Genomic DNA, 12,118 nt, shown 5'->3' with positions numbered 1-12,118 from the left:
ATTTGTTTATAAATTGAAATTGATCTCCATGCCGAAGTAGGGATCCTGAGCTCCTTTTCTGTTGATGGTCACTCCATTCACCGAATAAGGTGCGTAATAACTGAGCAGCCTGCTCGCAAACATGGAAACCACAATGGCTTTATTTCTGAAGCTTTTGGTGACTTTCAGATTAAGATTCATTTCTATTGGTCTTCTGGTGGTATTATAGAGATCGTTATTCTGAGCAATAATTAAACTTTCAAGAATGGTTCCCTGAACTGCTTCCGGATTGAATGGAAATATATTCCCGTTCTGATCTACATAATGGCTGGGAACGCCGTTCATAGGAGACAGTTTCCTCATCGAATACCATGAAAACTGAAAAGACGATGAAAATACAAGATCAAGCTTTGGAATATACGTATCCAGCATAAGATTGGTATTCAGTACTTCATTGGCGGAATTCGGTTCCATGCCTTCGTACAGTCCGAGGTAAGGATAAGGTCTTCCGTTGATGGTTAAATCTCTGGTTCTGTATACCGGCATACTGTTTCCGTATTTTGTGCGGAACCATGCCCCATTCAGCGTAAAACGGGTATTGATCACCGGAATACGGTTGGAGGAATATTGAAACTCTATTCCTTCTTTATCTATTCTGCTTCCATTTCGATGGGTTGTGTAGAGAAAGTTTTCATTGACCGTCTTATAAGGAAGCGTATTCACATCCGGTGGCGCAGTCATTCCATCATGATTAAGACCTGATGTGTCATATTTTTTATACTGATATCCCGCATACTGATTCATAGAACGGAAAGCATTGTCCATATTTTCTTTAAAAACCGTCACCGATAACTGGTGTAGTCCCAGACTGAAATCCATCCTTGCTTCAAACTTTTCGTTCACGGCAGGTTCTATTTCAGGGTTCTGGGGATTATAGATCATGGTTTTATAATTCACCCTTCTATAATTCGCGTTGTTGTGGAAATAATTCAGCTGCTGAACATCTTTGTAAACCAGTTCCGGGTACAAAAGGTTCAGATCCGGAAAGAGACTTTGTTTTCCATAACCCAGCGTTAGAGCGATCTGCGCTTTTTTATTGGCCATTTGAAATGAAGGAAATTCCCACTGAAGATTGGCTCTCGGATCGGCATATACTTTTCCGTTCATTGTAAAATTGGAAGGAAGATTCTGCATCGAGTTTCCTCTTATTCCCAATGCCACCGTCAGCTTATTTGTACCCAGATCCACCGTACTGATGGATTCCAGAAATAAGGCTGCCGTACTGTAAGCCGGAACATCGCGGTAAGCACGCGGTCTGAACGTAGATTTTGGGTCAATAGGTCTGTATATGTCGAACTGCTGTCCTCCACCCCAGTTTTTACTTAGCTGCCAGTCGAAACCTGTATTGAATTCATTTTTAAGCCACTTATAGTCAAGCTGGAAATTGTTTACCATCTTAACAAATACATCAAGAGGTTTCCCGTCTACCTGATAATCCGAAATGTATTGAGCCTGCGGATAATAGCCATCATACTCCCCTTCCGTTCTGGATAAGGGAAAAGCCATTGCATTTTCAAGCTGGATAAATTTGGTCTGTTTTATTTTATCAAATCTTTGATTCACCGTCGCCTGAACTTCTGTGGACCGGTAAAATGAAGGTTCCGTTTTCGTGTAACTGATCAAATTAGACAAACTGAACATATGATTATTCACTTCATAAGAATTCAGTTCAGACAAATCTACATCAGGATCAGACTTTGAACCGTCGAGAGAACCATTGTAGCTCAGATGAGACTGCCACCTGAAAGTTCCTTTGTCATATTTTTTGTCTTTGGAAACCGCCAGATTCGCAGTGATTCTTTTGTAGTTTTCAAGTCTGTCTCTTGGGTCAGATTTCGCATCCAGATAATCCAGACCGGTATTAATTTTCAGGTCACCTTCTTTGTTTTCAAAACCTTTGCTTAGTGCGAAAAGTTTGCTGTAACCATCTGCTTTAAATCGTGCTTTCCACTTGGAGTATCCTGATTTATTGGTGATCTTTACAATTCCTGAGGTCAGGTTTCCATAGACCACAGAAGGAATTCCCCGCAGTATTTCCACACTTTCGATCTGATCGGTAGAAATACTCCGCATATCCACACCGCTTGTGATATTCAGCCTTCTTTTCAGACCGGTATTGCTTTTATCTAAAAAATCGTAGGTATATTGAAGGTTTGCCCCTGAATTCAATGGAGCACCATCCACCAGAAACGTCGTTCCCATAGATGAAGTATTATAATCACTTCCCGGATTTCCCGTTTCCCGGAGATGGATTTTATTGACCTGGTTCAAAACCGGATCACCGGATCTTCCACCGGGAAGCAGTTCCAAAAGGTCGGTAAAACTCGAAGGCTGAAGGTGCTGCATCGCCCGCTGACTGATTATAGACGATGAAGTCAGGCCCTTCCCTTCTTTGGCAGTAATCACCACTTCTTCGATACTGTTGATCTTTTCGGTGAGATAAGCGGTAAAAGTTTCCGCTTTAGTAACTGTTATTGTATTGGAATATCCAAGATTGTTATTCTTTCGGATTTCCACTTTATAACTGCCCGGAACTGCTTGAAGTACGGCTATCCCTTTATCATTAGTGAAAATTTTATATTGGTTTTCATCCGACTGTATTTGGATTTCCGAACCCTGGACAGATCCAAAAGTATGGTCTTTAACCTCAAAAGTAATGGTCACACTTCTGTCCTGTGATTTGAACGTAGAAAGGGTAAGAAAGAAGAAAAGAAAACTGAAAAATTGGAATTTAAAAGTAAATTTTGAAACATTATTTAACATCAAGCATTATTCTTCCGGCAAAGTTAGGAGCCTCAAAACAGCTTTGCTAATTTTATTTAGAATAATTTAAAATAATTGATATAAATCATTTTGCTTGTTTTTAAAAAGTGAATTATTTAAATGGAACACATTCCAATTCTGTACAAATTGACAGTGAAATATTTTTTGAAACATTAAGATTAGTGAAGGAGGTAAGGAACATTAAGAAAAATCAAAAGATTTTTTTAAGCTGTATTGCTAACAGCGAAGTTTTCCTTAATATTCTTAAAATGAATCTTAATCGTTTAAACATTCATCACCTTTTTTTAACCACAAAAGGCACAAAAGTTTCGTACCACTTAAGTTACTTTTAAGTAAAAGCTTTGCGAACAGGAAGATCACATAAGTTCTTTCAAAAATCATCGATTTTTATAATGACAAATAGAAAATAACCTCAAACATCTGTGAAAATCAGTGCAATCAGTGGTTAAAAAATACCAACCACAAAAGGCACAAAAGTTTTTAAACACTTAAGTTATTTTTTAAGTTAAAAGCTTAATGTATAAAGTTTACATAAGCTTAAAAAAAATCAGAGATTTTTATATTTCCAGCAATAAAATCTGTGCAATCCGGGAAATCTGCGAGAGATTTCCTTACCAAAAAATGTAAAAGCTTTTTGAATGTCTAATCTATTGAAGAATTCCCCTCATACTTCATTTTATTGATCAGAGGATTAGCGTACATCGCTAAGAAAAATTCTTTTGAAACGGCATCACAAGGGTCGATGCGCATATCAAGTCTGCGCACAAACAATTGCTTTTCCTGTTCCGTATATTCTGATGCGTAGGTATCAGTCTGATGAAGCAGGTCATAGGCAATAAACTTGGTCGGCCAAAGCTTATAGTTTTGTATAATTGAGTCGTCAATGATCTGGGCAATCGCCTGCAGCTGCTTATTTTTGTTTTCAAAGTTCACCGCAATATCATCCAGTTCTTTATCCAGTACAGTACCGGCATGCAGATGAATTCTTTTCTTTTGTCCCAATACGCCACTCAACATGGTCATAAAATCTTCATCTTTCCCTTTAACATACTCTTCATCCCGGTGTTTGGCCAGAAGCTGAGGCATTTTTAAGGAATCGGTAGGATCATATTCATAAGAGATGGATATAGGAACGATTTTGAGTGTTTTAAAATAATCGGTCAGAGAAAGATCTCCGGCTGCCATGGCAAGCATTTTCAGGACGCCCTGTTGGGTAGCATCATTTCCGTCTTTGGTACGGCCTTCACGCTGGGCAATCCAAACGGAGCGTTTTTCAACGTGTAAAAGCTGCTCGATATACTCGGACATGATCTGGGAACTCTTAAGCTGTTCACGGATCGGCAATCCTCTCTGAACTAAAAAGTTACGGTTCAGTTTGGCCAGTACATGTAAAAATGTTTTTTGAACAAGATTGTCCCCGATCGCGGAAGAGGTCATGATAAATTCCTTTTCCAGCAATACCAGATTCAACAGCGAAGTATCCAAAACAATATCCCGGTGATTGGAAACGAAAAGATAAGGAGTGTTTTTATCCAGCTGATCAAACCCGGAAGTCGTTAAACCTTCCGAGCTCTTCGCCAGAATCTGACGAATGGTGTGGGCAATAAAATTGTGCTGGAAATCACTTGTAGAATGAATATTTTTAAACTGTTCACGCCAAACCTGTTTATCAACATCAGGAAAGGTGAAACCCATCAGCGCTTTCATCATAGGATCACGGGCTATTCCCCGTAATGCTTCATTCACTTCACTATCATAGAAAGGCCTGATTTCATCGAACTTCGACATGCAATTATTTAAAAATTAAAACTATTTTGCAAAAGAACAAAAATTTATCGAGGATAGGTTACAATGTTTGTTAAAGTATTATGATTTACGTTTAAGTTTAACGGAAAGGTTTTCTGTTTATCAGAATTCAAGAAGAATAATGTTCCGCTTTTCTATTTTACTTTTTCCAACAGATATAATTTAGCCCCGGAAAATGCCAGTTTAGGCATCAGATTTCCTTCCAGTACCATGGTTTTGTTGTTGACATCAATTACTGAAATATAATTATTGGAATTGTACTCAATATAGTTTTCCTTTTCTTTGGTCACAGGATTTTTCCCGAATTCCATTGAATATTTTACCCAGTCTTCTTTTTCAGCACTGCAGTGTACCGGTTTGAATTTGGATTTTTTGGCTTTGAAAATAATCTGATCGAAACCTTCCGCACAGTCTGAAGTAAAAGAGCTTTCCGGATTCTGATCATTCGTAAAGTCTTCAAAAGATCCTTTGTACGCCCCTACTACTTTCCAGGTCCCATCCACACGGTCTTCATCTATTTTTCCTTTGGCTTTGCTTACGGCCCAGCTGATCCCGTTGACAGTTCCTTTTACCGCTTTGTAGCTTACATTAACGGCTCCTTTTACCACTTTGGCAGCGGTGGATACAACGCATGAATTTAGGATGAGGGCTACTGAGGCAAGGATTACTATTTTTTTCATATCATCAAGTTTATAAGATGCGAAGATAAGTTTTTTAAAATATTGTATTGATTCCGGGAACGTAATTTACTAGGGTTTCGTTTTTCAGGATGAATTCATCAAGGGAAAATAAAAACAGCAAAAACTTTACGCCTTTGCTGTCTCTGGTTGTAATTATAAAATACTCAAGATTATTTTCAAACAAAAAGGTTATCACATTTTGGAACCATTAATTCTTCTTTCATGGTTTTTATTTTTTTATCAATTTTAAATCGTTTTCATATCATTACTGATTTCCGGCCAGGCAAATCCCACTCCTCCATGCTGGTATCTTTCAGTTTCCAGATAAAAAGAATTCACTCCCTGAAGTCCAACTCCCGCGTAATACACAAATTTGTCTACGTGTTCCTGATATTCACCGAACTCGCGGTACTCAGCATGTAAGGCAAGTACTTTGGCCAATTCTTCATTATGGATTTGAAATGCCTGTTCGCAGGCATCCTTGAGTGAGAGATTATATTCTTGCTGCAATACAAAAACCAGGTTGAAAACTTCTGTTCCCTTCGCCATTTCTTTCGGCAGAGAGTGAATATCATTCTGCCACGCAACAACCAGGGTTAAATGAGATATCATTTTCTGAACGACAATATGCTCAAAAATATGTTCGGGAAGTATAAGACCTGATTCAATCTCACCCAAGATCAGATAGGGGCGCATGAGAACAGAATATTCACGAATGGTTTTGAAAAGCGTGAGTGATGGAGGACGTTGGGCTATTTTATAAGGATACTCCAATTCGATTCCATATCTGAAAGATTGATAAAAATAATAAATAAAGCGTTCAACCCATATATCGGGCATCAAAGCACGGAATTCATCTCTGATCAACGCCATATGCTGATAAAGTGCATTTTCTTCCGGTTTTGGCTCTGCTCCTCTTAGAATGTCTACACAACGGGTCCGTAGCTGTTGGATTTCCTCCAGCGAGGAATTTTCCACCTGATCATCAAGAGCCACGTACTGAAGCATAAATCTGTTACAGGGAATAGTCTGCTCATAGGTTAAGTCCGGCCACATACGCGCGGTGCACATATGAAGCCTCATTCTTTTGTACGTTTTTCGTTGTTTTTCCGTCAGGAAAGTGTAGTCATTGTCGATCCATCCATCCATATCTTTTCCCATCTGTTCTGCATGCGGATTGATAAGGTCTGGCCATGGATAATGACCACGGGGCAGATAGTCTTTTGAATTATATTCTTCCGGTTTCATCTTGTTTAAGTTTTAAGTTTGTAGATTAGTTATAAGTGTATTCCTCTTTAAAGTCTTTTTTATATTTGGTTCAGCTTTTCTTTCAGTTCTCTGGCTTCCGGAAATTCCATGGCATTGTAACGGCCAAGTTTGGTAGAGATGTTTTTCCATCCGCTCAGAACCATGCTCATGTAATGGACCCAATTGACAACCGCATCCTGCCAGATCCCAAAATCCGGTAAAGAAGCCTGCAGGGCTACAAACTCTTTCAGATCTTCATTATGGAGACGCAGATCTTCCAGGCAGGCATCTTCCAGGGAAATCTGACGTTCGTGCTGGATGACTTTCACAATATTGTAATACACACTGTCCGTTGCCTCGTCTTTCACAACTGACTGCACTTCGTTGAAATAGGTAACCAGATGACAGGCCAGGGTCTGCAGACGGCAGATCACCGGATGCTCATGGATTTCAGGTGGTAAAATGATTCCCGTTTCCACCTCTGTAAGTTGAAGAAAGGGGTACAGGCAGATTGAGTTTTCTCTTAATGCAATGCATTCTTCTATGGTCGGAAACATTTTTTTTTCCTTGTAAGTAAGCTCAGTCTCCAGTCCGGTAAAATATCTGCTGATCATCTTTGTAAACCTGACGATAGATTCCTCAGGAATAAACTGAAGCAACTCCTGCCTTAATGAGGCCAGCATAGCTCCCAATGGTATGGTAGATTCTGCAGCGCTTATTTCACCATTGAGAACTGCAACCGATTGGGTGTGTATTTTTCTAATATCATCGGATACGCTTTCCTCATAAAGATCATCATTGTACAACGTCCACAACATCAGTCTGCAAATAGGCTTAAAACGTTCAAGTGATGCAGTTGGAAACCACTGAGCAGCAATATGGGCCGTTTTGGTTTTCTTATACTTTTTACGAAGATCTGGGTTCTGCTCATAGAGCCACAGATACTCCCCGTCTATCCATTGGTTTTCAGTAATTTCCTGCAACTGGTCTGCATGGGGGTTCTTTAATGTCGGGAACGGGTAATTAAATTTTTTGTTGAGTAGTTCAAGTGTGTTCATGGTTTATGGTTTTATTAATTTTACATAGGATTATGTTATTTTTAAGATGAGACGTTAAAATGGATAGCTGGTCAACGGTATAGAAAAAATGGAACAGCAGAATACAGAAAACATTTTGGGGGAATTTAAATCCCAACCTGATCATAAATCAGATACGAAATTGCGCAGGATTGATATAAGATGGCTCATCCGTTTCAAATTGCCATGTCTATTTTATATACTTATGAAGTCGAATATCAAGATTAGTTGATTATCCAATTTTTAAGAAAAATTTTCATAGATTTTGGTTTTATGGTTAATGTTTTTAGAGTATTAGTTTTGAGTAATGAAAATAAAAAAAAATACCACACGATTCAATTTTATTTCACACAAGTTTGAAATCATACGCAATAACCATTTGATATCCCATTATTTATAAGCTTTTTAGGTGAAACAAAAAATTAATTAAAGCTGGAAATACCCGTTTTTTTGATTTTTTGTCACTTTTTAACACTCCATTGTTTAGCAAAAAACAGTTGAGATCACAGAGAATCAACACATTTTCTGAAGAAACCTTTCTTCCGTTGATGATATTCATCAGTTTAGACATTCTATAATGATGATGAATTAGAAAATAAATTTAAATTTGCCATGCAAAAATCGGCAGCGAGTGTGACGCTCATTCCAACGAGAGGATCTGCCATTTCACAGCAGCTTTAAACCTGTAAGACCACTCATACATTAAAAGATTACAAATGATTTTTCCAAAGGCAAAAAAAATAGCGAAAGACCTTGGCTGGTATAAAACAAAGGACAGTGTATTTGGACTTTACAAAGGATACTTTTTCAACGTTTCAGATGCAAGTTTAATGACTACACCTCAATTCAAACTGGTAACGGCAACCACCGGCAGCTTAACAGAAGAACAAGAACTGCACCTCAAAACAGAATTAACCAACAACAAAAGAAAATTAAAGTTTACCGACTTTGAAATCAGCAACCGTGTGATTTTCTTTAAATTCGTTGAAAACGTAACGCTTACTCAGCTTAAGACGGTTTATGCTTTGCTCGACTTTTTGGTGGATCTGCTTAAAAAGCTCAACCTACCAGAGCAAAACCAATGTCATAGCTGTGGGAAAGATCAAAGGATCAACTATTACGACCTGAACGACATGGGTATTATACTGTGTGACTCCTGTTTCAGCCAGGAGGAACGTAGATTCCACGACATTGAAAAAGAAAGAATTGCAAAAGAAAAAAATTATCTGACAGGATTTTCAGGTGCCCTTCTTTTTTCAGTTCCGGGAATTATCCTTTGGGTTTTGTGTGCTGTTTATTTTGAAAGACTGGCCTCCGGAATGGCATTCGTCATCGCCATTTTCGCAATTTTAGGCTATGATTATTTCAAAGGACTGCAAGGAAAACTCACCAGGTATATTATTGTTCTGACAAACATCATAAGCATCCTTCTTGCCAACGTTACTACGGTCATTACCTTACTGGTAAAACAGGGTTTAACGATCAATCAGGCCATTGGGGAGTTTCAAACCAACGACGACGCCAAAGACTTCTTTTATCAGAGTATTATTATTTCTTTTATACTGGCATTTTTTGTCTGGATCTGGCTCTTGTTTTTCAGGAAAGACGACACATTAACGATACAACCTGCACAGAAATTTTAGATTTCAAAATGGATTCAAATTCTGTACGGACGATAAAAAACCAACTTTTACAAGTTGGTTTTCCTTTTTTCAGGAGTTCGGTTGAACATTTTAATATCGTTTGAACCCGAGAGCAAAGAGCCTCTCTCCTATTCTCATGTTTACATACGATTTTGCGGGCTTTCTTCATATTTGCAAAAAATCCCGTTAATAAATTATCCCCCCCTTACCTAAGGGGGTTCAGGGGGTTGGGTAAGGGGGTCTACGCCCTTCGGAAGAGCCTGGAGATACTTATACAACGGGGTAGAGACACTTCAGAAGGGCCTTGAAGGGGTTAGGTAACTAGCTTTTGGCCCTTACCTAACTGGATAAAGCCACTTGCATAACGGGCTGGAGGGGCTTCGGAAGTGGATGGAGACGGTTGGGGAAGTAGATCGAGAGACTTTCGGAATGGGTAGAGGGAATTGGGAAGAGATACTCCTCTCTTTTCAAAGGCAAAGCCAACTTCAAAAAGTTTATTTTTATTGTTCAGATACAGAGCTTTTCAATTTACATTGTCGTTGAAATACACGCAGGTCATGTAAGGATTTCCCAATATATTTATCGTTTTTTGAGATTTATCAATTGATTTTTAACACTGCCATTTTTTATCTAATAACGATAATTTTAAGAAATTTTATTAAGAAAAAGCTGTCCAGTGTTATCAACGGAAGTCAAAACTGCTGTTTTAGGAACTTTTATTTACTGTTATTACTGTACATCCAAGGCAGATTTTATATTTCCGATTACAAATCCCGTTGTGTCACGTTTTACTTCAAAAAATGGATTTGAAGATATAATACTTGTTCCTTTTGCGATAAAAGCATCCATAATCTTCTGAAGTAAATCAGTTAGGGTTTCTACGTGGACATCAGAAATACTTAAAGCTAAATTAAATGGACTATCCAAAATAAAGGTATTGAAAACTTGTTCATGAACAAGTGAACGGACAGGATTAAAATATAATGTAGTGTTAGATTCAAACTGAATGGTGATCTCTATTTCAAAGTTTCCTTTAGCATATTTTGCAAAAAATAAAATGCTTGTTATCAAAGAAATCATTTCTGGTAGAAGATTAAGAAAAATTTCCCGATCGGTATAATTTACTCTCTCAATTGAAATTGAAGACTCCCTGATTTGTAGCGCATTTCCGTAGTAGTAATTTTCATCATGTGTTCCTTCAGGATTACTTTCGTATGCAATTTCTGTACGTGAATGGCTTTTTCGTAATATTTCATTAAACGTCGCTAAGTACATGTTTTTTGTAGCGGCATTTGGCAAAAATTCATTTAGCCGTCTATGAATCTCAGGAACTGAAATTTTTTCCGAAATTAATTTAAGATTTGCTTGCCAGTGACAATGATTATTTAAACCTAGCTGATCTCTAGTTTTAACCGTCTCTAATAAGCATTCATTTAATTCAATATCATTCCCATGTAAAGCGTCTACAGTTTGTTTAAGTTCAATTTTTAAATACTCAAATAAAGCGTTCATCTTTATAGGATCAAGATGTTCAATAGTCTTGAATAAGTCATCAAAATCAATAATATTTTTAGCAAAAGAAAATAAGAAATGTGGCTCTGTATTCGTTTTTATTGTATACGATGTTTGCTTTGAAGTAAGAATGAAAACTTTTATTGTCGAAAATACTTCGTAATGTTTAAATTTTAAACATGTTTTAAGTGTCTCATCGATTTTTTCAGATGTTTTAGTAGCGGTTATTTGAAATGCAATATTCTGATATGTATCACCTAAATCTAAACCTGGGTAGTTAGATTTTCCATCATTTAAATTGTCCAACTCCAGATTGAATGTAAGATTTAAAATTCGCTTAATAAAATTTTCAGCGTGTTTATTAATATTCAATAAACCCAAGCTCGATAAAGCTCCTATTTCAGACCGGAAATTATTAAGCATTGAGATTATTTCCTCTAGTTTTTTTCCTGTATTTATCATTAAAATTTTATTTAAAATAAGCTATTGACGTAGCTTGTTGATAATTCGTCTTTATTCGAAATTACAATCAATGCGGCAGTAAATTGTTTTATGGATTAAATTATTTTTTTAATCTATAAAGTTATGAGTTATTCCAGTTGATATATGCTCTATGAAATCTACCTTGTTAATACAATCAGAATTTATGATTGCTAATATAAAGCAATCTATTTCTGTAATTAAAAATGATAAAAACTCAATATTATAAAAAGCTAACGGTTTATCTTTTATAAATTGGTATTCTATTCCATTATAGTAAATACTAGCACTGGAATTAGTCTGAAATCCTTCAAAATGAATAGTATTTCTAGTGTAAAGTAATAGTTTTGAAAAGTCTAAGAATTTTGTATTAATGTGTAAATTTTCAATAAGTTTTTGAATAGTAGTGAGTAGTTTATGATCCTCTAAGTTCTGGTATTTTGCTATCGTTCTAATAAATCCTTCAAATCTCAAAAATATTCGTTGAAATAAGCTCTCTCTTATATTGTTAGTAACATTACTAAGTTTTGAATTTAAAAAATAAGCCATCTCTTCATTGCTTTTAAAATCAATTTTTTCTATTGAAGGGATATAAGGGTAGTGTGTAGCTAACAACTCAACTAAAAGCATTGTTGTTTCGATATCAGAGATTAGCCTTTTATAAAAATGAGTTCTGCAATCGTTATATTGATAGCGATTAATAGAATAAAAAGAAGTACTGATTTTTATATATAAAGATTTATAAATTTCAAATAGCTCAGGTGTCGTAGTTAATTTATGTTTTAACTCCATTAATGCTTAATATTAGTTTTTAAAAGTCACAAATAAAATCTTTTTTAGATATTTTTGA

8 protein-coding genes are annotated in these 12,118 nt (G+C 36.6%); 1 reads left to right on the top strand and 7 read right to left on the bottom strand.

The window, feature by feature from the left end; all coding sequences use genetic code 11:
• Positions 1-6: 6 nt before the first annotated feature.
• From BUA72_RS06000 to BUA72_RS05980, 5 genes are all read right to left on the bottom strand, one after another.
• Positions 7-2,802 carry a TonB-dependent receptor plug domain-containing protein gene (locus BUA72_RS06000; protein WP_072922168.1) on the bottom strand — a complete coding sequence of 932 codons (2,796 nt, stop codon included), beginning with the start codon at positions 2,800-2,802 and terminating at the stop codon, positions 7-9.
• Between the two features lie 663 nt (positions 2,803-3,465).
• Positions 3,466-4,611, bottom strand: a complete 1,146-nt coding sequence (locus BUA72_RS05995; RefSeq protein ID WP_072922167.1) for a 1-acyl-sn-glycerol-3-phosphate acyltransferase — start codon at positions 4,609-4,611, stop codon at positions 3,466-3,468.
• 152 nt (positions 4,612-4,763) lie between these two features.
• Entirely contained in the window at positions 4,764-5,309 is a 546-nt protein-coding gene (locus BUA72_RS05990) for a hypothetical protein (RefSeq protein ID WP_047453875.1), read from the bottom strand.
• 246 nt (positions 5,310-5,555) lie between these two features.
• The gene (locus BUA72_RS05985) at positions 5,556-6,557 is read right to left on the bottom strand and encodes a terpene synthase family protein (RefSeq protein ID WP_072922166.1); all 1,002 of its coding nucleotides are present in this window, start codon (positions 6,555-6,557) and stop codon (positions 5,556-5,558) included.
• 59 nt (positions 6,558-6,616) lie between these two features.
• On the bottom strand, positions 6,617-7,615 hold the full coding sequence (locus BUA72_RS05980) for a terpene synthase family protein (protein WP_072922165.1): 999 nt from the start codon (positions 7,613-7,615) through the stop codon (positions 6,617-6,619).
• A 734-nt stretch (positions 7,616-8,349) separates the two neighbouring features.
• On the opposite strand from BUA72_RS05980, the gene BUA72_RS05975 reads away from it, so the two are divergent.
• Complete coding sequence (locus tag BUA72_RS05975) at positions 8,350-9,276, top strand: hypothetical protein (RefSeq protein WP_072922164.1); 927 nt, start codon at positions 8,350-8,352, stop codon at positions 9,274-9,276.
• A gap of 729 nt (positions 9,277-10,005) precedes the next feature.
• On the opposite strand, the gene BUA72_RS05965 is transcribed toward BUA72_RS05975, so the two are convergent.
• Positions 10,006-11,250 carry an SMEK domain-containing protein gene (locus BUA72_RS05965; protein WP_072922162.1) on the bottom strand — a complete coding sequence of 415 codons (1,245 nt, stop codon included), beginning with the start codon at positions 11,248-11,250 and terminating at the stop codon, positions 10,006-10,008.
• Between the two features lie 108 nt (positions 11,251-11,358).
• A complete protein-coding gene (locus BUA72_RS05960) occupies positions 11,359-12,060 on the bottom strand; it encodes a hypothetical protein (RefSeq protein ID WP_072922161.1) in 702 nt (233 codons plus the stop codon).
• Positions 12,061-12,118 lie beyond the last annotated feature (58 nt).

It is taken from the genome of Chryseobacterium sp. OV279, assembly GCF_900128945.1.
Taxonomy (GTDB): Bacteria; Bacteroidota; Bacteroidia; order Flavobacteriales; family Weeksellaceae; genus Chryseobacterium.
The sequence above is the reverse complement of the archived record's forward strand: the minus strand, read 5'-3'. Positions and strand labels throughout refer to the sequence as shown.